Source organism: uncultured Microbacterium sp. (genome assembly GCF_947489255.1).
GTDB lineage: Bacteria > Actinomycetota > Actinomycetes > Actinomycetales > Microbacteriaceae > Microbacterium > Microbacterium phycohabitans.
The window spans coordinates 81,529-107,007 of the sequence record NZ_CANLCY010000004.1 but is presented as its reverse complement, the minus strand read 5'-3'; the positions used below and the strand labels follow the sequence as shown (position 1 = coordinate 107,007).

The window sequence follows — 25,479 nt, the reverse complement described above, 5'->3', positions numbered from 1 at the left end:
GAGTGCTGACCGCCCTCCGCTCGCGCGTGCGCGCCGCGCGCGATCTCCCTCTCCTGCGCCCGCTCGTCGCCCGCGCCGACCGGCTGTGGTGGGCGCGCGTCATCCGTCGCGCGGGCATCGTCGACCTCGATTACGTGCGCGCTCAGGTGGGACGCCCCCTGAGCGAGGCGGCCGCCGTCCGCCGCTACGTGAACGGGGGCTTCCGCGAGGGGCTGCGCCTGTCGCCCCTCTTCGTCGACACGGCGGTCGGCGACCATCTGCCCGAAGCATGGCGCGTCCCGGCCCTCTACGCCTACCTGGTGGCCGATCCGCGCGGGCTCCAGGTGAGCCCGCTCTGGGATGCGGTGGCCTACGGCGAGCGCCACCCGGACGCCTGGGACACTCCCGGCGGCCCCCTCGGCCACGCCTGGCGCCATCGTGGGACGCACTCGATCCCCCTCGGTCCGCGATCGGAACCCGCGGCGGCATCCTGGCCCGACGTATCGCGGGTGATCGTCGAGGCCGCGCGTCGCGCTCGCGTGGGAGGAGAGGTGAGCCCGGCACCGGGGAACGAGCCCCTCGGTCGCGAATTGATCCTCGCGATCGGCCCCGAGGAGTGGGACTTCGACGAATCGTTCGCCGAGGCGGTCGCCTTCTCGGACGCGCCCGGCCAGGGCGTCGCGATCGCCGTGCTCGACGACCGCGCCGAGGACTGGACGCTGGCGTCGATGCTGGCGGCAGGACGCCCCCGCGTCCGCGTCAGTCGCCGTCGTCACGACGACGCGACGCTCGCGCTCGACGAACTCCTCACCTCCTCGCGCGCCGAAGTCGTCGTCGTACGCGGTCCCAATCAGACCCTCACCGCCGCCGACGCCATGCGTCTGGCGGAGCGGGTCGAGGAGCGTCCCGTCGGCACGTTGCTCGCCCCCGTGTGGAGGGACGGCGACGGCACGATCGCCGCGGTGGGAGCGACCGCCGACGGACGCTTCCTCGCCGGCCACCCCATCGAGGATCTCGATTCCCTCGCTCCCGTGACCGACCTCGAGGTCCCCGCCCTGGCCGGGAGCACGTTCGCCGCCCGCCGCGCGGACGTCAGCGTCGCCCTCCAGGGTCCCGACGCCGCTGCCCGCCTGGACGGCCGTGCGATCGTCGCCCTGGACGTCGAGACGCGCACGCGCTCGCGTGCCGCGTCGGCAGACCTGCCCGCTGAGCTGCCCGGCGGCGATGCCCTGCTGCTCCGCGCCGGCTGGGAGCGTCACGATGACGGCCCGCTCCCCCGTGTGCGGCGCCCGCAGCGCCTCATCGAGCTGCCCGACGGCGAGCGGGTGCCCGCCCTGCGATGGGCACTGCGGACGGCTGCTCCCGTGGGTCCCCGCGCGGAGGGGTGGGGCGACACCCACTTCGCGCGCGCCCTGGCCGACGCCCTCCGGCGTCTCGGGCAAGAGGTGGTCATCGACTCCTACCCCGCCCGCACCCGCCCCACACGTCATCTCGACGACGTGACCGTGGCCCTGCGCGGCCCCGAACCGCTCGAGGCCTCCCCCACCGGCATCTCCCTGCTGTGGGTCATCAGCCATCCCGACCAGGTCGGTCACCGCGACGTGGCGGGATTCCACGAGGTCTTCGCCGCCTCCGCGCCGTGGGCTCAGGCGACCGGCCGCGAACTCGGCGTGTCCATCACCGCTCTGCTGCAGTGCACCGATGCCACGCGCTTCCACCCCGCAGGACGCCCGCGGGGCTCCGACATCCTCTTCGTCGGAACGGCGCGCGGCATCCTCCGCCCATCCGTCGTCGAGCCCATCCGAGCGGGCATCCCCGTCACCGTGATCGGCCCGGACTGGCGCGGATGGATCCCCGCCGAGCGCATCGCCGCCACGGGAGTGCGCAACGACGAGCTCCCCGCGCTCTACGAGAGCGCCGGCGTGGTGCTGAACGATCACTGGCCCGCGATGCAGGAGCGGGGGTTCATCGGCAACCGCCTCTTCGACGTCGTCGCCGCGGGTGGTCGCGCCATCAGCGATCAGGTCGAGGGGATCGAAGAGCTCTTCGGCGGCGCCGTGCACATCTGGGAGAACGTTCCCGAACTGATCGAGCTGCTCTCCGGCGATCTGGAGGACGTCTTCCCCTCTTCCGCGGACTTGGATGCCGTCTCGGCACGCATCCGCATCGAGCACTCCTTCGATGCCCGTGCGCGGACCCTGCTCGACGCAGCGTTACGGCACCGCTGACGCGTTCGCGCCGCCGGCGGTCCGCTGAGTACGGTCATCCCGCTCTCAGCGGAAACGCACCTCGGCGGGGACGGACCCGAGCGAGTCGGAACGCCCGTGCACGGTGAATTCCGCGCCCTGCATGAGCGCGTGCGAGGTGGACTCGCTGATGCCGTGCAGGTTGGCATTGATCCAATAGCTGCCGGGGTTGAAGTGGGCGCCGTCGACGTCGATCTCGATCGTCACCGTCTCGCCCGCGCTCAGAGCGGGGACCGACGCACCCAGCATGCTCGTGTTGGAGGCGAGAGCGAGCACGCCCGAGGACGTGTCGATGCTGAACCCGAGGGCCCATTCCGCGAGCGGCCTCAGGCCGCGCACGGCGATCGCCACGCGGAACGATTCGCCGCTCTGGAAGTCGTTCGAACGACGCCCGTCGGCGGCGCGGACGTCGACCGAGACGATCTCCGCGGCGCGGGTGATCTGGTCCGGGCGGGCCGAGACCTTGCCGGAGCCCTCCTCGAGCAGTTCGCGGAACCGTTCGACGGCGGCGTCGGCGAGTCCGTCGAACGCGACGCGACCCTTGTCCATCAGGATGACACGGTCGCAGAGTTCCTCGATCTGATCCAGCGCGTGCGAGACGATGATGATCGTCCGTCCCTCGCGCTGGAACTCCTTGATCTTGTCGAGACACTTTCGCTGGAACTGCTCGTCGCCGACAGCCAGAACCTCGTCGACGAGGAGGATGTCGGGATCCGTGTGCACCGCGATCGCGAATGCGAGGCGCACGAACATCCCCGAGGAGTAGAACTTCACCTGGGTGTCGATGAAGTCGCCGACGCCGGAGAAGTCCAGGATGTCGTCGAAGCTCGCCCGCGTCTCTTCACGGCTGAGCCCCAGCACGGAGGCGTTCAAGTAGACGTTCTCGCGACCGGTGAGATCGGGGTGGAAACCGGCGCCGAGCTCGATGAGCGCCGCCACGCGGCCGCGCTGACGCACATCTCCCGAAGTGGGCTGGATGATGCCGCCGATGACCTTCAGGAGCGTGCTCTTCCCGGAGCCGTTGTGCCCGATGAGGCCGATGGTGTTGCCCGCTCGGATGTCGAGGCTCACATCGCTCAGCGCCCAGAAGTTCTGGCGATGGCGACGCCCGGCGCGACCGAGCGTGACGATGCGCTCCTTGATCGAGGTGTCGCGGCGCACGACGAATCGCTTGGACACGTCGGTGAGCACCACGACCTCGGGGCGCACCGCAGGGACATTCACGTCGAACGACATATCGATCACAGTTCCTGAGCGAAGTTGCCCTGCAGGCGCACGAAGACCCGGTGGCTCAGGACGAGCAGGGCGAGACCGATGAGCAGAGCGACCGCCATGCGCAACACGAGGTGCGCAGGCCCCTCCAGACCGTAGCCTCCGAGCCAGAACGCCCGTTGGAAGCCGAGCACGGCGAGGGTGAGGGGGTTGTTGGTGTAGACCTCGAGCAGCGTGGGGCTCGTGATGATCTGCTTCGCGAGGTGCCAGGCGTAGAGCACGGGCGAAAGCCACATCAGCAGCATCGTGACGACCTCCACGAGGTACTGCACGTCGCGCAGGTACACGTTCACGGCCGCGAAGAACAGCGCGAAGGCCAGGCCGTACACGAGGATCAGAAGAAGCGAGGGGATCGCGTACACGATCTGCCAGTGCAGCGGCGGCTTGCCCGCGATCACGGTCGCCACCAGCAGCACGCCCAGCTGGATCATGAAGTTGAACAGGGCGGACCCCGTCGCGGCGAGCGGGAAGATCTCACGGGGCATGTAGACCTTCTTCACCACCCCGCCGTTGGCGATGATGGATCCCGTCCCACCGACCGCGATCTCCTGGAAGAGACTCATCGCAGTCAGGCCGGTGAAGATGAAGATCGCGAAGTCCGGGATGCCGCGCGCAGCGCCCAGGAACTGCCCGAGCACGACGAAATAGATGCCGAGGAGGATGAGCGGGCGGATGAGCGCCCAGACGAAACCGAGAGCCGAGTCCTTGTAGCGCGCCTTGATGTCGCGCTTGACGAGGAGGTCGAGCATCTCCCGCCGGGCGAAAATGTCTCGGAGAGTCGTCCACAACGAGGCGAACCCGAGCCCCGGGGTGACGCCGACCGTACGCATCGGCATCTCCGCGAGCCGAGCGAAGCGCGCGTTATCCCCGGAGGGTGAAGGACTAGGCATGGGGTCCGATTCTAGTGGGCTGTTCCTGCGGGACGTCTGTGCTCAGCGGCGGCGCAGCCGTTGACGTGCGCGCCACAGACGACCGCGCATGCCCTCGCTGCGCGCGAACAGCCGATCGATGCGCACTGCGGAATCGGGGCGATGCAGGCGCACCCACATGTCGATGAAATCGCGGAAGGTGCCCCACCCGATGTATCCCGCTCGACGCAGGAACTCGATCTGATGCTGGGTGTCTTCCGGCATGGTCGCCGACATCTGATCGAGGTTGTAGTCGAAGGCCGTGTAGCTCTTGGCCAGATAGTCGGGCGTCGCGATGGTCATCGAGTGGAAACCGAGCTCCCCCGCGGCGTACACCGGCATGCGTTCGAGAACGTGTGCAAGACCGCCGTCGACGTAGGCTTCCGCTCCCCCGAATTCGTCGTACGTCCATTCCCGTTCCACCAGGAGACGCAGGGCCTGCGGCCGTGCGAAGAACATCGAACCGAAAGGAGCGAGCGGCGAGACCTCGTCCAGGGGCACGCGGATGCCGAGTTCGCCACAGAGCTTCTCCACCCCCGGGCGGTTCGCCCACCACGCGTGACCCATCGTGGGGTGACCGAGGTGGACAGTCGGCGGGAAGGCGAGCCCGAGGCCGGGCTGCTGCTGGAACAGCGCGACGACGTTGGCCGCCTCGTGCGGACCGTGGAGCAGATTCTCGAACTGATGCCGGCGGAAGTGCCGGCCGACGTTCGCCCCGTCCTGCGGCGTCTTCTTCGAGTGGATCTTGACAACGAGGTCGTACTCGTCCGACAGCAGGATGTCGCGGCACCCGATCAGGAACGCGGCCTGATCGCGACCGTTGTTGGAGGCCACGACGCGCACCTCGGTCCGACCCTGCAGGTTGCGGGCGGCGATGATGTCCTCGATGGCGCGCGCGCGGTCGGCGTCCGGCGTGGTGACGATGAGATCGGTCACGCCGGGCAGGTACCCCGCTCGGTCGAGGATCTCGTCCGTCATCTCGACGTAGAAGATGTGCGCGAAGACCGCCGTCCGCAACGGTGCCGCTGGGTCGTAGTCGTCATCGGTCGACGAGAGGACGCGCAGCAGCGCGGCATCCGCGTTCAGCACGCGCGGTTCCACGTTGCGCGCGAGGTCGTCGAAGATGAGCTCCACCGGGTAGCCGCTGCGCTCCACCGCCTCGAGCGTCCACTTGCCGACGACGGCGACACGGTCGAGGAAGACCGGCCATTGGAAGAACGGGCGGCGCTTCAGGGTCGGGCATCCGGCGTCGATGAGCTGCTCGGCGTAGAGCACCGCGTGGTTCTCGATCTTGTCCGTCAAGGTGGGGAACGCCACCTCCCCGGAGAATCCCTGACGCGTGAAGTGCTGCGTGAAGATCCCCTCGTGCTTCGTGACGGCGTCCGAGTACGTCGTCATCGCCGGGAGGTCGCGCCAATAGGCCTGCCACTCGGGCGACGTGAACATGTGCCGACGCACCGCCACCCAGTACGACTGCAGGTGGTACGGGAGGTAGTCCTCATCGGCCGTGAAGGGATGCGGTTCCACTCGCAGATGGTCGGTCATCCCCCAGAAGTGCAGGGGATGGGCGTTCATCCGCTCGAAGATCGGCTCGAAGGGGCGGATGGGGCCGAACCACGTGTCGTTCACGAGCAGGAGCTCGTCGAACTCCTGCACGCGCTCCCCGACGGCGTCCAGGCCGTGCTTGTAGCCCCAGATGTCGTACCCCTCGTTCGGGCGCTCGAGGACCAGGTCGCCGACCGTCTCGAGCCGCTCGCGGCCCTGCGCGGTGAGGGGACCGTTGGAGACCACGACGATTTCGTCGCAGGAGGCGCGCAGGTGCTCGAGCGCGTACAGCACGAAATCCCCCACCTCGCCCCGTCGGTCGAAGACGACGTAGATGAGCAGGCGCTTCCCGTCCTCGGGGAAGGTGTCGGCGGGACGCGTCCAGTCACCGATCAACTCTGCGGTCTTCACGACGACACCTCTCGCTCGCTCTCGCCGCGCTCGCTGCGCAACCGTGACGCCACACGGCGCCCGGCCGACAGCACACGGTGCCCCCGCAGGGCGATCCGGTACACGGGGCGGAACGCGTCGGCCACGCGGGGATGGTTCGTGCGGACGTACATGCGCACCAGTGCAACGGTCCCGCCGTACCCGGTGTAGCCCGCCCTGTGCAGGAATCCGATCTGCTCGACGGGCCATCCGCGCGTCGTCGAGAACATCTGGTCGACCTTGTACTCCAGTGCCGTGTAGGCGATCTCGGCGTGGGCGTGGGTGAGGACCGTGCGGCAGTAGTAGCCGGACTCCCCCGCCGACGCGCTCACGAGCCGCTCCTGCAGGTGGGCGAGGTGACCGTAGCGACGCTCGCCCTTCCAGCCGTAGTCGGCGAAGGTCCACCGGCGTCGCGTGAGCGCACGGAACGCCGCGGGGCGTCCGACCCACATGCCGCCGTACGGGGCCAGCGGCGACACCGTGTCGAGCGGAACGCGGATTCCGAGCCGCGTCGCCAGGCGCTGCGCGTGCGGTTCGAGCAGCGCCCATCCCCGGCCCATGGTCGCGTAACCCACGTGGATCATCGGCGGGAAGACCACGCCCAGCCGCTCCTCCTTCTCGAAGAGGGAGAGCAGGTTGCGCACGTATCCGGGGCTGTCGAGCAGGTTGTCGAACTGGTAGCGACGGAAGTACCGCAACCGGTTCATCGTCTTCCACGGCGCCCGCCGCATGTGGAGCTTGAAGATGAGGTCGAACTGGTCGGACTGGATGACGTCTCGGCATCCGACGAAGTAGTCCGCCATGTCGCGACCCGGGCTCTGCGGAGTCACGCGCAGTTCGTAGGTGTGCGCATTCGTCGACGCCCAGGTCTCCAGCAGGCGTTCCAAGCGCGCCGCGGTGACGCCCTCCGTCGTGGTCACGAACACGGAGGCCCCCGGCGGGAGGAACTGCAGTCGTCGCAGCACCTCATCGATCTCGTCGAGGTCGCTGATGTGCACCACCGCTGCCAGCTTCAGCGACGACCCCGCCTCCGGATCGACCGCGCGACCCGACAGGACCGAGAGCAGCCCGAGGGTGGTGTTGAGAGCCTTCGGCGGCACGCAGCTCGCCAGGCTCGAGCGCAGGACGTCGACGGGGTAACCGGCCTCGCCCATCATCTGCTCGATCTCGCTGCCGATGATCGCGAAGCGATCCAGGAACGGGGGGTAGCTCGTGAACACCGCGCGATCGACGAACGGCACGCCCATGTCGAGCAGGTCCTCCGGGGCGAACAGCCCCGGATCGTGCGCGTGCAGATGAGCGGTGTCGTAGGCGCGCGCATGCCGGAAGCCCGCGCGCTCGATCACGCCGGTCAGGGCGCGCTCGCGCTCGCCGGCGGCGACGCCGTGCCCCCACCAGCGGTCCCATGCCGAGCTGTCGAGCACCGCGCGACGGACCACGGTCAGGAACCACGGTCGATCGGTCACGGCGGGGAAACCCTCGCCCGGGAACGCCTCTCTCGGAGCGGCGGGTGGCAACACCTCCCAGACGTCGGCCTCGACCGACGCCATCCGTTCGAACAGGGCGGCCACGTCGCCGACAGGGCCGAACCACGAGTCGCCGGTGAGCACGATCTCGTCGACCGTCGCGACACGCCGGCGCACACGATCGATCGCGACGGTGTAGTCGTCGGAGGAGAACTCTTCGGAGTCCGTCTCGATCACGTCGTCGACGAGCGCCGCGACGCGACCACGGACATCGGATGACAGAGCCCCGGGGTGCACGAGGACGATCGTCGACGCGACGCGACGCAGGGCACGAAGGGCGTGGACCGTCGTGTCCTCGACGCGCCCCGAGGCCCGGACCGCGAACACCACGGCACGCTCGATGGAGCCGCTGGCCGCAGGAGCGTCGGTCCGACCGGAGCTCAGGTGCGTCTCGGCGCCCGCCTCAGCGCTCGGCGCCATGCTCGAGGGCACTCAGGAGGTAGCGGCCGTAACCGCTCTTGACCAGGGGCTCGGCGCGCTCCCGGAGCTCGTCGTCGCTCAGGAAGCCCATGCGCCACGCGACCTCTTCGGGGCATCCGATCGACAGACCCTGACGCTTCTCGACGGTACGGATGAACTCGGTCGCCTCGCTGAGCGAGTCGAACGTCCCGGTGTCGAGCCACGCCGTGCCGCGCGGCAGCAACTCGACCCGCAGGCGTCCCTGTTCGAGGTACGCGCGGTTGACGTCGGTGATCTCGAGTTCCCCGCGCGGCGACGGGGTGAGCCCGCGGGCGATCTCGATCACGTCGTTGTCGTAGAAGTACAGACCGGGGACCGCGTAGTTGCTCTTCGGATGCTCGGGCTTCTCCTCCAGCGAGACCACGCGACCCGCGGCGTCGAACTCGACGACCCCGTATGCCGTCGGGTCGGCGACCCGGTAACCGAACACGACGCCGCCGTCGAGCTCGCTGTACTGGCGCAGACGCGTGCCCATGCCCTGGCCGTAGAAGATGTTGTCGCCGAGCACGAGAGCCGCCGAGTCGGATCCGATGTGCTCCTCGCCCAGCAGGAAGGCCTGCGCGAGACCGTCCGGCGAGGGCTGCACCTTGTACGTGAGCGAGATTCCGAAGCGGGAGCCGTCGCCGAGCAGCCGCTGGAACTGCTCGGAGTCCTGAGGCGTCGTGATGATCAGGATGTCGCGGATGCCCGCCAGGATCAGCGTCGACAGCGGGTAGTAGATCATCGGCTTGTCGTAGACGGGGACGAGCTGCTTCGAGATGCCCTGAGTGATGGGGTGCAACCGGGAGCCCGTGCCGCCCGCCAGAATGATTCCGCGCATGAGGACCAGTTTCCCCCATTCGCGGGCGGTGGCCAATCCAGCCCGCTCGGTGAGGCCTCCGACGCCCCGCTACCCTTGAGGCCATGAGTCGTCTTCTCGTGACCGGTGGTGCCGGTTTCATCGGTTCCAACTTCGTGCACCACGTCATCGCGCACACCGACCACACGGTTACCGTTCTCGACAAGCTCACCTACGCGGGCAACGAGGCGTCGCTGGCGGGTCTGCCGGAAGACCGCGTGCGTCTGGTCGTCGGCGACATCGCCGACGCCGCGGTCGTCGACCCCCTCGTCGCCGAGGCCGACGCGGTCGTGCACTACGCAGCGGAGTCGCACAACGACAACTCCCTGCACGACCCCCGCCCGTTCCTGGACACGAACATCATCGGCACGTACACGCTGCTCGAAGCCGCCCGCCGCTACGACGTGCGTTTCCATCACATCTCCACCGACGAGGTCTACGGCGACCTCGAGCTGGACGACCCGGCCCGCTTCACCGAGAGCACGCCCTACAACCCCTCTTCGCCCTACTCCTCGACCAAGGCCGGATCCGACCTGCTCGTCCGCGCCTGGGTGCGCTCGTTCGGCGTCCGCGCCACGATCAGCAACTGCTCGAACAACTACGGGCCGTACCAGCACGTCGAGAAGTTCATCCCCCGCCAGATCACCAACGTCCTCCGCGGTATTCGCCCGAAGCTCTACGGCACCGGCGAGAACGTGCGCGACTGGATCCACGCCGACGACCACTCCTCCGCCGTCCTGACGATCCTCGACAAGGGCGAGATCGGCGAGACATACCTCATCGGCGCCGACGGGGAGAAGGACAACAAGAGCGTCGTCGAGCTGATCCTGCAGATCACCGGGAACCCCACCGACGCGTACGACCTCGTCACCGACCGTCCCGGTCACGATCTCCGGTACGCCATCGACTCGACGAAGCTGCGCACCGAGCTCGGGTGGAAGCCGACCTATGGCGACTTCGAATCGGGCCTCGCCGCGACGATCGACTGGTACCGCGAGAACGAGGCCTGGTGGGCTCCCACCAAGGACGGCGTCGAGGCGTTCTACGCCAGCAAGGGGCAGTGAGCCGGTGTCGATCGACTTCGGGAAGGCGCTCTCCGCTCGAGAGACCAACATCCCCGGCCTGATCCTGCTCGACCTGCCCGTCCACGGCGACTCCCGCGGCTGGTTCAAGGAGAACTGGCAGCGCGAGAAGATGACGGCGTCGGCCGTCGATCTGCCCGATTTCGGGCCCGTGCAGAACAACATCTCCTTCAACGACGCCGTGGGCACCACCCGCGGCATCCACGCGGAACCGTGGGACAAGTACGTCTCCGTCGCCACGGGCCGCATCTTCGGAGCCTGGGTCGACCTGCGCGAGGGGGATTCCTTCGGTGCCGTCTTCACCGCCGAACTCGACCCCTCGACCGCCATCTTCGTGCCGCGCGGCGTCGGCAACTCCTATCAGACGCTCGAGGCGGATACCGCGTACACCTATTTGGTCAACGACCACTGGTCCCCCGACGCCACCTACACCTTCCTCAACCTCGCCGACGAGACCGCCGCGATCGAGTGGCCGATCCCCCTCGCGCAGGTCGAGATCAGCGCCAAAGACAAGGACCACCCGCGACTCGCCGACGTGGTCCCGATGCCGCCCAAGAAGATCCTCGTCACGGGCGCGAACGGCCAACTCGGCCGCGCACTGCGGGAGGAGTTCGGCGAGCACCCGTGGATCGAGTACACCACCCGCTCCGAGCTCGACCTCACCTCCCCGGACCTGGACACCGCGCGCCGCTGGCGCGATTACGGCGCCATCGTGAACGCCGCCGCCTACACCAAGGTCGACGCGGCCGAGACGCCCGAGGGCCGCACCGAGGCGTGGGCCGCGAACGTCACGGCGGTCGCCGCCCTGGCCCGCATCGCGACCGCCAACGGCCTGACCCTCGTCCACGTCTCGAGCGACTACGTCTTCGACGGTACGAAGAGCGAGGCCTACGGCACCGATGACGCCCTCTCGCCGCTGGGCGTCTACGGACAGACGAAGGCCGCGGGCGACGCGATCGTGCGGACGGTGCCGCGCCACTTCGTGCTGCGCACGAGCTGGGTCATCGGCGACGGCAACAACTTCGTGCGCACGATGGCATCGCTCGCCGGTCGCGGGATCGATCCGAGGGTGGTGGACGATCAGGTCGGTCGTCTGACGTTCACCTCCGATATCGCCCGCGCCATCCGCGTCGTCCTCGACGAAGACGTGCCCGTCGGCGTCTACAACGTCACCGGACAAGGCGAGCCCGCCTCGTGGTTCGACATCGCGCGTCGTGTCTTCGAACTGTCCGGCCACGACCCCGCACGCGTCACGGGCGTCAGCACTGACGAATACTTCGCCGGTGCCACTGCTCCCGTCGCTCCTCGTCCGCGCAACAGCGTGCTCGATCCCACGGGCACGATCGCCGTCGGCATCCCCCTCGGAGACGCCGACGCGCGGCTGCGCGACTACCTCGACCACGCGTGAGCGGCGACGAGCGCCGGGCGACGCAGCGCCCCGGCTTCGTCGCCCGGGCGGCACGTCGCGTGTGGTCGCACAGCGCGGTGCGCTACCTGATCGTGGGCGGCGGCGCGTTCCTCATCGACGTCGCTCTGCTCGCCCTACTCCATGACCTCATCGGCGTCCCGCTGGTCATCGCGACCCCGACGGCGTTCCTCCTGAGCTTCGCCGTCACCTATCTGCTGCAGCGCACTTTCACGTTCTCCTCCGACACCGGCGTGGCCTCGAGCGCGATCAAGTACACCGCGCTGGTGGCCTTCAATACCGTGGCGACCACCGGAATCGTCTCCGGTGTCGCTGCGCTGGGGCTCCCGTGGGTGGTCGGGAAGGTCGTCGCGGTCGGCTCGACGACCGTGTGGAACTACTTCGCCTACCGGTACTGGATCTTCCCCGCCCGCCGGTCCGACACAGACGCGTCCTGACCGCCTCGGGCGCGGCATCCTGTCGTCCGAGCGAGGGCGGTCAGGGGAGATCGGACTCGATGTGCGGGGAGTCGTCGGCGGCGCGCGCTGATTCGAGATGCGCGATCCGACGGGTCAGAGCCTCGAGGTCGGCGCGGTTGATGGCGGACTCCTCGGCCAGGCTGCGGATCTCCTCCTCCGCGCGCGAGAGCTCCCATGACAGGTGGAGGGCGACGCCGACGAGAAGGGCGATGGAGATCGCGAAGATGAGGTTGGCGGGCACCTCGACCCCGAGCAGATGCGTCAGCTGCACCAGGAGCCCGGGGAAGATCGAGATCACGAGCAGGGCCAGGCCGATGACGAGCCACAGCGTCGCGTACTTCTCGCGCAGCTGACGGCGGAGAAGCAGGACGACGATCAACCCCAGCACCACGACGGCGAAGGTGATCCCGGCGACGACGATCACGCGCGCACTCCCGTCTTCGAGGCCGCACCGCGCATGATCGCCAAGGACAGGGCGAACACCGAGCGCAGCAGATAGAGCGAGGCGCCCAGCGGATTCTGGCTGGGGCGCCCCGCGGCGCGCGGGCGCATCGCGACCGGCACCTGAACCACCGTCAGTCCCGCGTGCACGGCGTTCACGAGCGAGTCGACGGTGTCGCCGAGGTACTCGGCGGGGTAGTAGTCGACGTACTGATCGATTGCGCGAACGTTGGCCGCGCGGAATCCACTGGTCACATCGGTCAACCGGGTACCGGAGATGCGAGTGAGGACACCCGCCAGCATGCGCATCGCCCACCGCCTCGGCCCCCGCGCAGAGTAGTCGCCGACCTCCGCGAAGCGAGCGCCGATCGAGATGTCAGCCCTCTGCAGTCCGTCGAGCACCGCTGCGATGTCGCGCGGGTTGTGCTGACCGTCGGCGTCGACCTGGATCGCCCGGGTGTACCCGTGGCGCTGGGCGTAACGGAATCCCGCACGCATCGCCCCGCCGACACCGAGATTGAACGGGAGCGACAGGATCGTGGCCCCGGCCTCGCGAGCTCTGACGGCCGTATCGTCCTGGGAACCGTCGTCCACGACGAGGATGTCCCAGGCTTCGGGCTGGGCCAGGATCTCCCGGATCGTGGGGCCGACGCTCTCGCCCTCGTTCCAAGCCGGAACGATGACCAGAGTGCTCGATCGTGCCGCAGACATCGCCCTCATCGTAGCAGCGCCCTTCGCTCCGCCAGCAGGACTCCGCCGCACTCCGAGCGGGCCGGCCGGGTGGTGAAAGCGGCTGCTTGTAGGATCGCACGGGCCGTCACCGCCTCCACCACGTCGGCGGAGGGATGCCCAGAAGGAATCACCTCATGCCCGCACTCCTCGCCCGCCTCGCCCTCCCCCGGCGTCCCCTGGCGGACGTCGCCGTCGTCTTCGTCGCCCTGCTGGCGATCCTGCTCTCGGGCGCCGTGTTCCTCCCCATCGCCTCCGGCGCCGACGAGGCGGCTCACTACGTGTATGCGGCGGCCGTCGTACGCGGCCAGGCGGGGACGCTGGAGCCCACGCTGCCGGCCCGGTTCTCGAACATGGACGTGTTCGCCGGCTGCATCGCCTTCCACCCCGACGTGACGGCCGCCTGCCAGGGACCGCTCCGCATCAGCTCCACCGCCGAGGTGCTCTCGCAGACGAACGCCGGGCTGTACAACCCCGTCTTCTACCTGTGGACGGGTCTCGGCACCCTGGCCGTGCCCACCGAGTACGGGCTCTACCTCTCCCGCGCCCTCGCGGCCGTGGTGACGGCGCTCTTCCTGGCCTGGGGGCTCTCGCTGCTGCGGCGGTCCTCGCGATCCCCCCTACCCGTGATCGCGGCGACGCTGTTCCTGACGCCGATGACGCTCTATGTCGGGATGGTGCTCAACCCCAGCGCGTGGGAGATCGCCACGCTGTTCGCCGCCACGGTCGCCGGTTTCGCCGTCGCGTGCCGTCCTGCGACGACCGGATGGCGCGAGGAGCACTCACTGCTGCTCGCCGCCTCCTGCGTGCTCGTGGTCACACGCGGACTGTCGCCGATGTTCCTCGCGTTGACCGCTGTCGCGCTGCTCGTCGTGGCCGGATTCGAACGCACACGGCGCCTGCTGGCCGACCGTCGGGCGTGGATCCTGGCCGGCGGCATCGGCGCGGTCACCGCCTTCAGCGTCCTGTGGGTGCTCGTGCACGGGACGAACTACGTCGGGGTCGAGAAGCCGGCCTCACTCGCGGACGGGCTGACGGGCATCTCGGTGTTCTATTCGAACTACCACGAGCAGGTCACGCAGATGTACGGGAACCTCGGCTGGCTCGACCTGCGCAGCCCGAACATCTTGTCGACCTCGTGGGTGCTGCTTCTCGGCGGCGCCCTCGTGTTCTGCTTCGGTCTCGCGACGCGGCGCGCCCGCTGGGCCATCCTGCTCGCGTTCGGCTCCGCCACGCTCATCCCGGGGGTTCTGTCGGGCCTGCAGTGGTCGGGCTACGGCTGGCAGGGGCGCTACACCATGCCGCTCGTCGCCGCCCTCATCGTCATCGCCGCCCTGGCCGCGGATGCGGGCCCGGGCACGACACCGATGGATGCCGGAACCCGACGCGTCGTGGGGATGTTGCGCTGGCTGTTGCCGGCGTTCCTCGTCGTGGGGGTGACGATCACGGCGGTGCGCACCGGCCACCGTTACCTGGCCGGCGACACGAGCGCTCTGACGGCCGCCTGGCAGTGGACCCCTCCCCTCGCCGTCCCCGTGCTCGCCGTGGCGTTCTTCGGGGGACTGCTCGTGCTCACCGGCACCCTCGTGCGGCGCGGGGGCGCGGCCGTCGACCCGGCTCCCGCCTCGAGGATCGCCGCTCGGTGACCGACCGGCGCGACCCACCGAGGTGACGCACCGAGGTGACCCACCGAGGTGACCCATCGGCGTGAAAGGCCGGCGCCACCCGTGAGACGCCGTCCTGCGGGGGTGCCGCCTCACGAAGCGCGGGCGCCCCGGCTCGACGATCGGGCGACTCAGCGCACGGTGACAGAGAGACAGCCGAGCGACACCGTGAAGCCGCCCTTGTCGTCCACCACGCTCGCGCAGACCTGACGCGTGCCCTTCGTCGCGGTGTACCGCTGCTCGAAACCGTGTGCCGAACCCGCCGCGGGGAAGGCCGCGCCCACGTCAGGACGCGACCCGTCGGCACGCACCGTCCGGACCGACCCGTCGATCGATACGCGCACCGTCACCGGTCCCGAGACGTCGGGGTCGAAGGCCCATCCGCGCACCGTGAGCGCTCCGGTCGCGGCGCTGACCGCGTCGAGGCGCCCGATGGGTGCCCCGGCGACGCCGGTCACCGTGCGGCAGCCGAGCAGCGGATTCGCCCCCGAGGTGTTGATCGCGTAGATGCACAGGCGGGAGGTGCCCACCGGGATCGACACCGACGACTGATACCCGTGCGCGGAACCGTAGAGCGGATAGGCCGCGCCCACGTCGGGACGGCTGGTGTTCGCGGTGAGTACTGACGCCGATGCGCCCACGTAGACGTGCACGTCGATCGGTTTGGCCGTGTCGGGGTCGATCGCCCACCCCCGGACGCTCGCGGTCGTTCCGGACACGGTCACCTCGTCGACCGCGCCGATGGGCGTCTTGCCCTCGTCGGGCGTCGTGATCGATCGGCAGCCGAGATCGGTGTCGGGCCCACTCGTGTTGACGGCCGTCACGCACACCGTGGACGGGCCGATGGGAATGTCGACGGCGCGGGAGTAGCCGTGCGTCGCGCCGTACACCGGGTACGCGGCGGCTACGTCCGGCCGCGAGGTCTGCGCGGTGACGCGCGTGGACTTCCCGTCGACCGAGATGCGCACGGCGATGGGGCGGATCGTGTCCGGATCGATGGCCCAGCCCGTGACGGTCGCGCTGCGCCCGGAGACGCTGACCGACTCGAAGTTGCCGATGGGCGCGCGGCCCTGATCCCCTCCGGTGACCGAGCGGCAGCCCAGGGTGGTGTTGTCGCCCGAGGTGTTGATCGCGTAGACGCAGACGGTCGAGTTGCCCGCGGGGAGGTCGACGACCTCCGAGAAACCGTGACCGCTGCCGTACGCCGGATAGGCCTCACCGACGTCGCTCCGCTTGTCGTCCGCGGTGAAGGCGCGGCCGACGCCGCCGACGTAGATGTGCACTGGGATCGACTTCTTGGTGTCGGGATCGATCGCCCACCCGCTCACCCGAGCGGTCGTACCCGCGACGTCGATCCCGTCGATGTAGCCGAGGGGCGCCCGGCCGATGTCGCGCGCGGCGGGGGTCATGATGCTGCGGCATCCGAGGGTCGTGTTGTCGCCGCCCCCGGTGTCGATGCCGTAGACGCAGACCTGTCGAGCGTCCAGTGGCACCTTGAGGGTCGTGCTGTAACCGTGCGCCGTGCCGTGGGCGGGGTACGGCGTCGCAAGGTCGGCACGGCTCCGGTTGGCGGTGACGGCCGTGCCGACACCGTCCACGTAGACGTGCACGGGGATCGAGGCGGCGGTGTCCGGATCGATGGCCCAGCCCGTCACCGTGATCGACCCCGACGACACCGCGACGGAATCGACGGACCCGACGGGCGAACCGGTGTAGAACGGCATGTCGCGGCATCCGAGACCGACGTCGCTCCCCGAGCCGGTGTTCACCGCGGTCAGACACACTTGACCGCTGCCGCCCGACGTGACCGGGATGCGCGTGTCGAACCCGTGGCTGCTGCCGCTCCCGGGATAGGCGGCACCCACGTCGGGACGATCGGCGTCGGCCGTGAGGGTCGTGACGGCCCCCGCGAGCGAGACCCGCACCTGGATGGAGCCGGACGTGTCGGGGTCGATCGCCCACCCCCGCACGCGAATGCCACCCGGGTAGGCCTCGATCGCATCAACGGAGCCGAAGGGGCGTCCGCCGGCCTTGGTCGAGCCGAACCAGTCGGTGAAGGTGCGCCAGAAGTTGCGGTTGCCGTAGGCGCTGCATCCGTCGCCCTCGCCGTAGAGGTTGCGCAGCGCTGCCTGGTTGGGCACGTACGGGGTGTAGATGTACAGGCCCGCCGTCGCCTGATTCTCGATGTAGACGCGCTGCGTGCCGCAGCTGGCAGACGGGTTGTAGAGGATGTTGTTCCACCGGCCGGCCTGGTACCCCCACCAGCTCGGATTGAGGCGGTACACCTCGAACTGACGGGCACCGTAGTAGACCTGGTAGAAGAACCCCTGGGTCGAAGGATCGCACGGAGCGGTGTCGGGACAGCCCTGGCCCGTTGCCGCGGAGTAGTTCCATGCCGACGGAGCGGTCGAGGTGACCAGGCCCTGCTCCTTCTGGAGGAGCACGAGAAGGGCTTTCTGGCTGATGCCGCAGGAGAGGGCCACCTTGGCGATGATGGTGGCGGCGCTCTCGTTCGCTGCACCCGCGTAGCCGTTGCAGTACTTGTCGGCCGGGCGGTCATCGGTGCTCTGCCGATAGTCCTTCAGGCAGGTGTAGCCCGACCGACAGGAACGGACCTTCCCATCGAGGAAGGTCTGGATCTCCCCCGCCGACATCGCGGCGCCGTCGTAGAACACCGCATCGTCGATGATGCTGCCGGGGTTCCAATCCGAGGCATCCGCAGCCGCCGCGGCCGGTGCGGGCGCGACCGTGGCCGGGAGCGCGAGCGGCGCGGCGGCGAGCAGAGCGATGGCGCACGCCCAGGAGGCGATGACCGCCGCGACGCTGCGGCGGCGAGGATGACGCATCACGGCGCCGTCTCAATGGTGGTGATGGACGATTGCGCCCGGAGGTTCGCGGAGGTGTAGGAAACGGTGAAGGCGGCGTCCTCGCCGTCGGGCACCGGGATGGACATGAGACCGCAGTAGGTGACCTCTTTGCCCTCGTTGCCGGACACCGACACCGACCGCTGCGACTCCTCGAGGGTCAGGGTGCAGGTGCCCCCGGACTCGGACACCCCGGGCACCATCGCCGTGACCTCGAGCGACCCGTCGCGCACTTCGGAGGTGATCACGAGGATCTCGCCGTTGTAGGGCGAGTCGGCGGTCGCGCTCTCGCTCGGCGCAGGAGAGGGATCGGCGGTGATCGCCGGAGAAGCGGAAGCCGTGGCAGGCGCGGAGGGGGACGGGCTCGATGACGCCGCGTCGGACGAGATGGGCGCGGCCCCGGGGGTCGGTGTCGCGCACGCGGACAACGAGACCAGCGCGAGGACCAGGAGTGAGGTCGACGCGACACGCGCGCGCCTCGAGGGAGACGGGATGACGGTGCCGAGAAGGTGCTTCACGCGTTCATTATGCGTTGCGCAAGTGACGGATGGGAATATTGGGAAGGAAGGGACGCCGATGTCAGCGCCCCGGAAGACGCCGCCGCAGCCGCCGCAAACGCGACATCACCGGCTGATGCGCGTCGATCTCGCGCCGAACGTCGTCGCGGACGTCGGTGCGCAGTCGCTCCACGATCCGTTCCACGGCGCGGTCGATGGAGCGATCGACGTGTGCCGCCAGTTCGGCCTGCGACGCGGCGACGAACAGCGGAAGTCCGGCGCCCTCGCGACGCACCCATTCGGCGAGAGCCCGGTCGCGGACGACGGCGTCGTCGCGCGCGTGCTCGGCGGCGAGGCCGAACATGCTGTTGGCGTCGAGGCCCTCGGCACCCGGTCGCTGGGTCCAGTAGGCGAGAGCCTCGCCCGGGAGGAAGCCGATGTCGCCGTGCCGCAGGATGCGCAGGTAGAGGTCCCAGTCCTCGACGGCGTCGAGGGTCTCGTCGTACCACCCCACTTCGGCGTGCACGGCGCGGCGATAGAGGACCGCGATCGGCACCATCCGATTGATGCTCATCATCTCGGTGAGCGAGACCCGCTGCATCCCCGCCCAGAAAGGCGCACGACCGACTTCGACCCAGGCGCCGTCGCGATTCTCCTCGTAGACGATCTCGGTCGGGACCGCCACCGCCGCATCGTCGGGATGGGCGTCGAGCCAGGCGACGGTGCGGGAGAGGAACTCCGGATGCCACCGGTCGTCGTCGTCGTGCAGCACGACGTGATCGGTGTCGAGGGTGCGCACCCCGGTGTTCGCGGCGACGCAGCGACCGCCCTCGCCATCGGCGATGTGGACGACGTCCACGTCCGTCAGTCCCGACTCCGCGACGACGCGGTCGACCTCGGCGGCGTCTCCCCCGTCGTCGACGACCACGACCCGGCGGTCGGAGAAGGTCTGCGCGGCGATGTCGGCGAGCGCCCCCCGGAGGAATCCGGGGCGGTGGCGGGTGCGGACGACGATCCCGACGCGAGCAGGCATGCGTCGAAGCTTAGGGTCGACGCCTCGGCGTCCGTGGGAGCCTCGCGGGAGGTCCGCCGATCACAGCTCGGCGTGCAGAGCCCACACCCGCTCGGCCGCAGCACCCCAGGCGAAGCCTTTGGCCCGGTCGCCCGCGAGCACGCGCAGACGCTCGGCCTCGGCGCCCAGGGCGCGGGCCAGGGCCTCGCCGAGCGCCTCTGCCTGCGCGTACGCCGCCGCGTCGGCGAGCACCTCGCGGTGCGCGACGGTGTCGACGGCCACGACGGGGACGGCGAGTGCGAGGGCGTCGACCGCGCGCCAGGGCCAATCGGTGCGGGCGCACGGGGCGATGAACGCCGCGGCGTGCGAGAGCACGGCGGCACGGTCCCAGCGGTCGAGAGACCCGCGCGCGTGCACGCGCGTCTCGGAGAGACCCGCCGCCGCCGCGATGTCGGCCACGCCGGGCTCCTCCCCCTCGGGCACGTCGAGCACGACCACGTCGCCGTCCCAGCCCGCCGCGACGACGGCCGCGAACGCGCCGGCCAGATCGTCGGATGCCGCGACGCCTCCGGCCGTGGCGACGAACGTCGCGGGCAGGTCGAGGGCGCGCAGGCGTCCGACGGCGTCGGAGGGTACGCGCAGACCGGCGGCGGGAGCCCCGCCGATCACGCGGACCTTCTTCACGAGCTTCGCCTTGGCCGTCTCGGCCAGACGATCGGCCATCGCGTGGGTCGGGACGATCACCGCGTCGGCGTGCTTGGCCACGCGCGAGAGCAGGGCGCGCGCCGCGAGGCTCTCGGTCTTCGGCAGCTCGTCGGGGGTCTCGAAGGCCCTCAGATCCCACAGCGTCACGACGATCTGGTGCGTCTCGTTGACGCGGTCGTGCCGCACGAGCGGGGCCAGCGCCGTCGGCGAGTGGATCAGCCCCTTGCCGATGCCCGGCGCCACCCCGAGCTGCCAGGAGGCCGCGAGTTCGCGACGGCGCACCGCCAGACGCGTCTCGGAGCTCAGGCCCTTGATCGCCTGATCGTCGGCGAGGCCGGGAGCGGGCACGATCGCACCGACGTCGCAGCCTCGCGGAGCGGTCGCGATCAGGGCTTCGGTGAGGGATGCCGAGGCCTCGGCGAGGTCGCGGGTGGTCGGGGCGACGAGCTGGTCGAGCACGACGCGGAGGGTGACGGTCACGGCGCGGGGCTCTCCGTTCCGGTCGGCGGGTGCAGGGCGTCCTTCACCATCTGCTGCACCTGGGCGTAGTCGGGGTCGAACTCGTCGACGCCGCCCTCGGGAGTGAGCTCGAGGGTGTTGACGGGCTGGTCCTTCGCCTCGAGGGCGAGGTCGACGAGAGTGGGCGCGATGAGACCCTGGGGCAGGTCGGTCTGGATGATGTTCGTGGTGCTGCTCGCGACGTCCTGGAAGTGCGTGAGCACGTTCTGCGGGGTGAACTGGGCGAGGATCGCCTCCTGCAGCTCGCGCTGGCGGCGCATGCGGTCGAAATCGCTCGTGGTGTAGCGCGAACGGGCGTACCACTGGGCGGTGTCGCCGTCCATGTGCTGCTGACCGGGCTCGATCCAGCCGAAGGCCCAGTCGTCCACCGGCTGGCCGTCGTAGGCGGGTCCGCCCTTGGGCAGGCGCTCCTGCACGTTGATGTCGACGCCGCCGAGCGCGTCGATGACGTCGGCGAATCCCTTCATGTCGATGAGCACGTAGTAGGGGATCTGGATGCCCATGATCCCCTCGGCGGCATCCTTCGTCGCTTCGATCCCGGGTTCGGTGCCGCGCTCCTTGGTGTTGGGGTAGAGCAGGTTGCCGTCCTGGCAGATCTCCACCTCGGTGCGCAGCTGATTGATGCCGCTCCCCCACCCGCAGGTCGCGTTGGCGTAACCGGTGTGACCGTCGGGATACTCGTCCTGCATCGGCCCCGGGGCGAAGGGGAAGTGCGGCATGTCGCGCGGGATGCCGGTGATCGTCGTCGCGCCCGTGTCGGCGTTGATGGAGACCACCGAGATGCTGTCGAAGCGCATGGAGTCGCGGCCCTCGCCGGAGTCGGCGCCGAGCAGCAGGATGTTGTAATACCCGTCCGAGGGCGGGACGACCGCCGCCGACTGGGCGAACAGCTCCGAGAAGGCGTCACGGGTGGTACCCGCGGCCTGGGCTGCCCATGCGGCACCCGACCCCGAGAGCACGAGCAGTCCGACCGACACGATCGTCATGCCGAAGCGCGCGACGGGTCCGACCTTGACCAATCGCACGAGCCGGAGGGTGTCGATCGTCAGGACCACCCACAGCACGGCGTAGGCGACGAGCACGATCTGCACGAGCGTGAGCGGCAGGGGCCGGAACCACGACAGGAAGTCGGGGATGAACGAGCCGGTCGCGACGGCGAACAGCACACTCGGCGACAGCAGCGCGAACAGCCCGCTCAGCACGAGCACGGTCCACATCACGAGGGTGGCGCCGAGCCCGAACCGACCGAGTCGGCGGTTGCCGGCGAGCACCTGGGCGGATCCGGGGAGGAGGAAATTCAGCACGACGAGCCACCAGCCGCGGCGGGTCATGACCTCGACCGACGACGCGTCGGGGTTGCGCAGCGGCCGCGCCTCGATCATCGGCGCGTGCGCGCGTGTCCGGGCGGGCGCCGCGAGGGTCACAGCGAGTCCTTCAGACGCCGGTTCTTCTCCTCGACCTGCGACTCGAGATCGCGGGCGTAGGCTTCCACGCGCTCCGCGAGCTCGACGTCGGCGCTGCCCAGGATGCGGGCGGCCAGGAGACCGGCGTTCTTGGCACCGTTGATCGAGACGGTCGCGACGGGGATGCCGGCGGGCATCTGCACGATGCTGAGCAGCGAGTCCAGCCCGTCGAGGGTGGCCAGCTGCACCGGCACGCCGATCACGGGGAGGGCGGTGACGGACGCGAGCATGCCAGGCAGGTGCGCCGCTCCCCCGGCCCCGGCGATGATGGCGCGCAGTCCGCGACCGCGGGCCTCTCGGCCGTACCGGAGGAGTTTGTCGGGCGTGCGGTGCGCGGAGACGACCTCGACCTCGTGCGGGATGCCGAACTCCGTCAGCACCGCGGAGGCGGCATCCATCACCCGCCAGTCGGAGTCGGAGCCCATGACGACGCCGACCACGGGCGTCTCGGAAGAATGCAGCGGCCGGGTCACCGGTCCAGGCTAGGGCGGCTCGCTGGAAGATCGCGGAACGGCGCGCTCAGGCGTGCCGGTCCATCGTGCGTTCAGTCGAAGAAGGCCGCGGCGGCGCGCCCCTCGTACACGACGTCGTCGAGGTCGTCGCCGATGACGTTGACGTGTCCGACCTTCCGCCCCGGGCGGGGCGCCTTGCCGTACGTGTGGATCTTGGCCGCGGGGTGGGCGGCCATGGCGGCGGGGAAGCGCTCCTCGAGCGTGCCCTCGGCCGGCCCGCCGAGCACGTTGATCATCACGGTCCACGGGGCGACGGCATCCGTCGATCCGAGGGGCAGGTCGAGGACCGCGCGCACGTGCTGCTCGAACTGGCTGGTGACGGCGCCGTCCTGCGTCCAGTGCCCGCTGTTGTGCGGGCGCATGGCGAGCTCGTTGATGAGGATGCGCTCGTCGGTGGTCTCGAACAGCTCGACGGCGAGCATGCCGGTCACCCCCAGACCCTCGGCGACCGCGACGCCGATCTCGGCGGCCACGCGCTGCACGCGCTGATCGGCGCGCGGGGCGGGGGCGACGACCTCGGCGCACACGCCGTCGCGCTGCACGGTCTCGACGACCGGGTACGCCCGCACCTCGCCGGAGGGCCGGCGCGCCACCTGCTGCGCGAGCTCGCGCGTGAAGTCGACGAGCTCCTCGACGAGCAGCGACCCGCCGTTGCCGTCCTCCGCGAGGGCGGCGAACCAGTCATCGGCCTCCGTCGCGGCCGACACGACGCGGACGCCCTTGCCGTCGTAGCCCCCGCGGGGCGTCTTCACGACCGCGCGGCCGCCGTGGGCGTCGAGGAACTCCTGCAGCCCCGAGGAATCGGAGACGGCGGCCCAGTCGGGCTGCGGCAGACCCAGCTCGGCCATGCGGGCGCGCATGACGAGCTTGTCCTGGGCGACCCCGAGCGGTGCGGGGCCGGGGTGCACGGCGACGCCCGCGTCGACGAGGGCGGCGAGGACATCCTGGGGAACGTGCTCGTGATCGAAGGTGATGACGTCGACGTCGCGGGCGAAGGCCAGCACGGTCTCGGCATCGCGGTAGTCGCCGACGGCGGTCGCGGCGAGCGCGGCCGACATGCCCTCGTCTTCCGCGAGCACGCGGATCTCGACGCCCAGCTCGATCGCCGGGGCGATCATCATCCGCGCCAGCTGTCCGCCACCGACCACTCCGACTCGCAGCGCCATGCCGCTCCTTCCGTCGGCATCCATTCTGTCGGGACGTCCGCGCGGGCGCGAGCCGGGCGCCGGGGCGGCATCATCCTCGGAACCGTCAGCGCCGGGGCCCGGTGGCTTCGACGGGCTCAGCCACCTCCGTTCGCGCGGGAGCCCGGTGGCTTCGACGGGCTCAGCCACCTCCGTTCGCGTGGGAGCCCGGGGGCTTCGACGGGCTCAGCCACCTCCGTTCGCGCCCGCAGGTCTTCGCCGGCCGCAGCCGAGGTCCCTGAGCCTGTCGAAGGGACCGGGACGTCGCGACGTCAGAGCCCGACGGAGCCCGACCCGAAGGTCTGCGCGTCGCGGTGGGCCAGGATCTGATTGACCTCGACCTGGTCGACCAGCGTCTCGTGCACGAGCACGGCGTGCGGGATGTTCTTCATGCGCAGCGGCGGCTCGACGCCGTTCGACAGCGACAGCGTGCCCGCACCCCACAGGCGCTGGAGGATGCCGCGACGCATCTGGATCGAGTACCCCCGCACGTGGGAGATCTCGCGCTGGGTCGATCCGAAGGCGCCCGACCGCTCGATGACGCGCCGTGTCGTGATCGTCCACGTGTGCGAGAGCCACGCGAGGAACGGGACGACGACCAGCAGGAGGACGACGACCGCCGCAGCCGTCACGAGCATCCAGTTCTCGAAGGGCGCGGGGAGGTTGTCGTAGAAGTACGCGGTTGCTCCCGCGACGGCGATGAGCACGAGGGCCGACCAGAACAGCCCGCGCGCGTGCGCGTGCAACCGGGCGATGCGCAGTTCGGGCGCGTTCGTCCCCGGCGCCGGCATCCGCGGGCGACCGATCGAACTCGACGGCTGGGTCACCCTCTCATTGTGCGACCCCGCGGGCGGCGAGGGCGGCGCACACGCGGGCGGCGGTCGCTGCGGGGGCGGCGCAGTGCCGCGTCAGCGCACGTGGACGACGTCGCCCGCGGCCACGACCGTCTCGATCGTGCCGGCCGTGACGACGAGGCGACCGTCGTCGTCGAGGCGCTCGGCGCGCCCCGCGAGCGTCGTGCCGTCGGGCAACGACACCGTGACCTCGCGACCGAGTGTCGCGCACAGCTTCTCGACGTCGCGGTGCACGCCCGCGGCGTCGCCGGAGGCGAGGGCGGCGAGGGTGTCGCGCAGGTGACCGAGGTAGTCGACCAGCAGGCGGTCGTCGTCGCACTCCGCCCCGATCGCCTGGAATGACGTCGCGGTCGTCACGGGAAGATCTGCGCGGCTCATGCGCGTGTTGACGCCGGCTCCGACCACCACGGTGTCGAAGGTGCCCGGCACCGCCTCGGCCAGGATGCCGCAGATCTTGGCGCCGTCGACGAGGACGTCGTTCGGCCACTTGAGCTCGGCGCTGCCGCCGTGGCCCGTCAACTGCGCCCCGACCGCGCGGGTCATGGCCGCCCCCGCGGCGAGCGGGATCCACCCCCGCGACGACATCGGGATGCCGGACGCGTCGACCACGACCGACACGGCGAGCGCGGTGCCCGCCGGCGCCGTCCAGGTGCGGTCGAGGCGTCCGCGGCCCGCACGCTGGTCGTCGGTGACGAGCAGCGAGAGGTGGGGCCATCCGGCGGGATCGGCGGTGACCGCGGCGACCACGTCGGCGTTGGTCGAATCGGTGGTCTCCACCACCTGGACGCGGGGACTGATGTCGGCGGTGCGGGGGTATCCGGATTCGGGGATCGGCATGTCCACACCTTAGGGAACCGGCGGCCCAAC

21 protein-coding genes are annotated in these 25,479 nt (G+C 70.0%); 5 read left to right on the top strand and 16 right to left on the bottom strand.

Features of this window, described 5'->3' with window-relative positions; all coding sequences use genetic code 11:
* Positions 1-2 precede the first annotated feature (2 nt).
* The gene (locus Q0818_RS10925) at positions 3-2,207 is read left to right on the top strand and encodes a hypothetical protein (RefSeq protein WP_298874493.1); all 2,205 of its coding nucleotides are present in this window, start codon (positions 3-5) and stop codon (positions 2,205-2,207) included.
* Between the two features lie 45 nt (positions 2,208-2,252).
* Here the strand turns inward: Q0818_RS10925 and Q0818_RS10920 are convergent, their stop codons facing one another.
* The 5 genes from Q0818_RS10920 to rfbA all read right to left on the bottom strand — a co-directional run bounded on the left by Q0818_RS10920 (position 2,253) and on the right by rfbA (position 9,184).
* Entirely contained in the window at positions 2,253-3,461 is a 1,209-nt protein-coding gene (locus tag Q0818_RS10920) for an ABC transporter ATP-binding protein (RefSeq protein ID WP_298874491.1), read from the bottom strand.
* A gap of 5 nt (positions 3,462-3,466) precedes the next feature.
* Positions 3,467-4,333, bottom strand: coding sequence for an ABC transporter permease (locus Q0818_RS10915; protein ID WP_298874488.1), 867 nt, complete (start codon positions 4,331-4,333; stop codon positions 3,467-3,469).
* A 96-nt stretch (positions 4,334-4,429) separates the two neighbouring features.
* A complete protein-coding gene (locus Q0818_RS10910) occupies positions 4,430-6,361 on the bottom strand; it encodes a rhamnan synthesis F family protein (protein ID WP_298874485.1) in 1,932 nt (643 codons plus the stop codon).
* A complete protein-coding gene (locus tag Q0818_RS10905; RefSeq protein ID WP_298874482.1) occupies positions 6,358-8,325 on the bottom strand; it encodes a rhamnan synthesis F family protein in 1,968 nt (655 codons plus the stop codon). Before Q0818_RS10905 ends, Q0818_RS10910 begins: the two co-directional genes overlap by 4 nt.
* Positions 8,309-9,184: a glucose-1-phosphate thymidylyltransferase RfbA gene (gene rfbA / locus Q0818_RS10900; protein ID WP_298874479.1), complete on the bottom strand. Its 876-nt coding sequence runs from the start codon at positions 9,182-9,184 to the stop codon at positions 8,309-8,311. Before rfbA ends, Q0818_RS10905 begins: the two co-directional genes overlap by 17 nt.
* An 83-nt stretch (positions 9,185-9,267) precedes the next feature.
* Here rfbA and rfbB point away from each other — a divergent pair, with 83 nt between their 5' ends.
* Genes rfbB through Q0818_RS10885 form a run of 3 tightly spaced genes read left to right on the top strand, consistent with a single transcriptional unit; the run spans position 9,268 to position 12,147 of the window.
* Entirely contained in the window at positions 9,268-10,266 is a 999-nt protein-coding gene (gene rfbB / locus Q0818_RS10895) for a dTDP-glucose 4,6-dehydratase (RefSeq protein WP_298874476.1), read from the top strand.
* A gap of 4 nt (positions 10,267-10,270) precedes the next feature.
* Complete coding sequence (locus tag Q0818_RS10890) at positions 10,271-11,692, top strand: bifunctional dTDP-4-dehydrorhamnose 3,5-epimerase family protein/NAD(P)-dependent oxidoreductase (protein WP_298874474.1); 1,422 nt, start codon at positions 10,271-10,273, stop codon at positions 11,690-11,692.
* Positions 11,689-12,147, top strand: coding sequence for a GtrA family protein (locus Q0818_RS10885; RefSeq protein ID WP_298874471.1), 459 nt, complete (start codon positions 11,689-11,691; stop codon positions 12,145-12,147). The genes Q0818_RS10890 and Q0818_RS10885 overlap by 4 nt, the downstream gene beginning before the upstream one ends.
* A 40-nt stretch (positions 12,148-12,187) precedes the next feature.
* Here the strand turns inward: Q0818_RS10885 and Q0818_RS10880 are convergent, their stop codons facing one another.
* Together Q0818_RS10880 and Q0818_RS10875 are read right to left on the bottom strand one after the other, a co-directional pair.
* Positions 12,188-12,592 (bottom strand): DUF2304 domain-containing protein, encoded by a 405-nt coding sequence (locus Q0818_RS10880; protein ID WP_298874468.1) that lies wholly within the window; start codon positions 12,590-12,592, stop codon positions 12,188-12,190.
* Complete coding sequence (locus Q0818_RS10875) at positions 12,589-13,320, bottom strand: glycosyltransferase family 2 protein (RefSeq protein WP_298874466.1); 732 nt, start codon at positions 13,318-13,320, stop codon at positions 12,589-12,591. Before Q0818_RS10875 ends, Q0818_RS10880 begins: the two co-directional genes overlap by 4 nt.
* 155 nt (positions 13,321-13,475) lie before the next feature.
* Between Q0818_RS10875 and Q0818_RS10870 the strand changes: the two genes are divergently transcribed.
* Positions 13,476-14,984: a DUF2142 domain-containing protein gene (locus tag Q0818_RS10870; protein ID WP_298874464.1), complete on the top strand. Its 1,509-nt coding sequence runs from the start codon at positions 13,476-13,478 to the stop codon at positions 14,982-14,984.
* 149 nt (positions 14,985-15,133) lie between these two features.
* Here the strand turns inward: Q0818_RS10870 and Q0818_RS10865 are convergent, their stop codons facing one another.
* From Q0818_RS10865 to Q0818_RS10825, 9 genes are all read right to left on the bottom strand, one after another.
* Positions 15,134-17,848, bottom strand: coding sequence for a hypothetical protein (locus tag Q0818_RS10865; protein ID WP_298875740.1), 2,715 nt, complete (start codon positions 17,846-17,848; stop codon positions 15,134-15,136).
* Positions 17,848-18,384: a hypothetical protein gene (locus tag Q0818_RS10860; RefSeq protein WP_298874462.1), complete on the bottom strand. Its 537-nt coding sequence runs from the start codon at positions 18,382-18,384 to the stop codon at positions 17,848-17,850. Before Q0818_RS10860 ends, Q0818_RS10865 begins: the two co-directional genes overlap by 1 nt.
* A 61-nt stretch (positions 18,385-18,445) precedes the next feature.
* The gene (locus tag Q0818_RS10855) at positions 18,446-19,396 is read right to left on the bottom strand and encodes a glycosyltransferase (RefSeq protein WP_298874461.1); all 951 of its coding nucleotides are present in this window, start codon (positions 19,394-19,396) and stop codon (positions 18,446-18,448) included.
* A 60-nt stretch (positions 19,397-19,456) separates the two neighbouring features.
* Positions 19,457-20,560 carry a glycosyltransferase gene (locus Q0818_RS10850; protein ID WP_298874459.1) on the bottom strand — a complete coding sequence of 368 codons (1,104 nt, stop codon included), beginning with the start codon at positions 20,558-20,560 and terminating at the stop codon, positions 19,457-19,459.
* The gene (locus Q0818_RS10845) at positions 20,557-22,023 is read right to left on the bottom strand and encodes an LCP family protein (protein WP_298874456.1); all 1,467 of its coding nucleotides are present in this window, start codon (positions 22,021-22,023) and stop codon (positions 20,557-20,559) included. The genes Q0818_RS10850 and Q0818_RS10845 overlap by 4 nt, the downstream gene beginning before the upstream one ends.
* Positions 22,020-22,487, bottom strand: a complete 468-nt coding sequence (purE, locus tag Q0818_RS10840; RefSeq protein ID WP_298875737.1) for a 5-(carboxyamino)imidazole ribonucleotide mutase — start codon at positions 22,485-22,487, stop codon at positions 22,020-22,022. The genes Q0818_RS10845 and purE overlap by 4 nt, the downstream gene beginning before the upstream one ends.
* A 119-nt stretch (positions 22,488-22,606) precedes the next feature.
* Complete coding sequence (locus Q0818_RS10835) at positions 22,607-23,740, bottom strand: 5-(carboxyamino)imidazole ribonucleotide synthase (protein WP_298874454.1); 1,134 nt, start codon at positions 23,738-23,740, stop codon at positions 22,607-22,609.
* A gap of 290 nt (positions 23,741-24,030) precedes the next feature.
* Entirely contained in the window at positions 24,031-24,585 is a 555-nt protein-coding gene (locus tag Q0818_RS10830) for a PH domain-containing protein (protein WP_298874451.1), read from the bottom strand.
* Between the two features lie 81 nt (positions 24,586-24,666).
* Complete coding sequence (locus tag Q0818_RS10825) at positions 24,667-25,449, bottom strand: biotin--[acetyl-CoA-carboxylase] ligase (RefSeq protein ID WP_298874448.1); 783 nt, start codon at positions 25,447-25,449, stop codon at positions 24,667-24,669.
* Positions 25,450-25,479 lie beyond the last annotated feature (30 nt).

Excerpts from the sequence above, each read along its gene's own strand:
- rfbA (WP_298874479.1), bottom strand. The coding sequence starts at position 9,184 with ATGCGCGGAATCATTCTGGCGGGCGGCACGGGCTCCCGGTTGCACCCC.
- Q0818_RS10875 (WP_298874466.1), bottom strand. The coding sequence starts at position 13,320 with ATGTCTGCGGCACGATCGAGCACTCTGGTCATCGTTCCGGCTTGGAAC.
- Q0818_RS10855 (WP_298874461.1), bottom strand. The coding sequence starts at position 19,396 with ATGCCTGCTCGCGTCGGGATCGTCGTCCGCACCCGCCACCGCCCCGGA.
- Q0818_RS10865 (WP_298875740.1), bottom strand. The coding sequence starts at position 17,848 with ATGCGTCATCCTCGCCGCCGCAGCGTCGCGGCGGTCATCGCCTCCTGG.
- Q0818_RS10870 (WP_298874464.1), top strand. The coding sequence starts at position 13,476 with ATGCCCGCACTCCTCGCCCGCCTCGCCCTCCCCCGGCGTCCCCTGGCG.
- Q0818_RS10835 (WP_298874454.1), bottom strand. The coding sequence starts at position 23,740 with ATGGCGCTGCGAGTCGGAGTGGTCGGTGGCGGACAGCTGGCGCGGATG.
- Q0818_RS10905 (WP_298874482.1), bottom strand. The coding sequence starts at position 8,325 with ATGGCGCCGAGCGCTGAGGCGGGCGCCGAGACGCACCTGAGCTCCGGT.
- Q0818_RS10920 (WP_298874491.1), bottom strand. The coding sequence starts at position 3,461 with ATGTCGTTCGACGTGAATGTCCCTGCGGTGCGCCCCGAGGTCGTGGTG.
- rfbB (WP_298874476.1), top strand. The coding sequence starts at position 9,268 with ATGAGTCGTCTTCTCGTGACCGGTGGTGCCGGTTTCATCGGTTCCAAC.
- purE (WP_298875737.1), bottom strand. The coding sequence starts at position 22,487 with ATGGGCTCCGACTCCGACTGGCGGGTGATGGATGCCGCCTCCGCGGTG.
- Q0818_RS10915 (WP_298874488.1), bottom strand. The coding sequence starts at position 4,333 with ATGCCGATGCGTACGGTCGGCGTCACCCCGGGGCTCGGGTTCGCCTCG.
- Q0818_RS10825 (WP_298874448.1), bottom strand. The coding sequence starts at position 25,449 with ATGCCGATCCCCGAATCCGGATACCCCCGCACCGCCGACATCAGTCCC.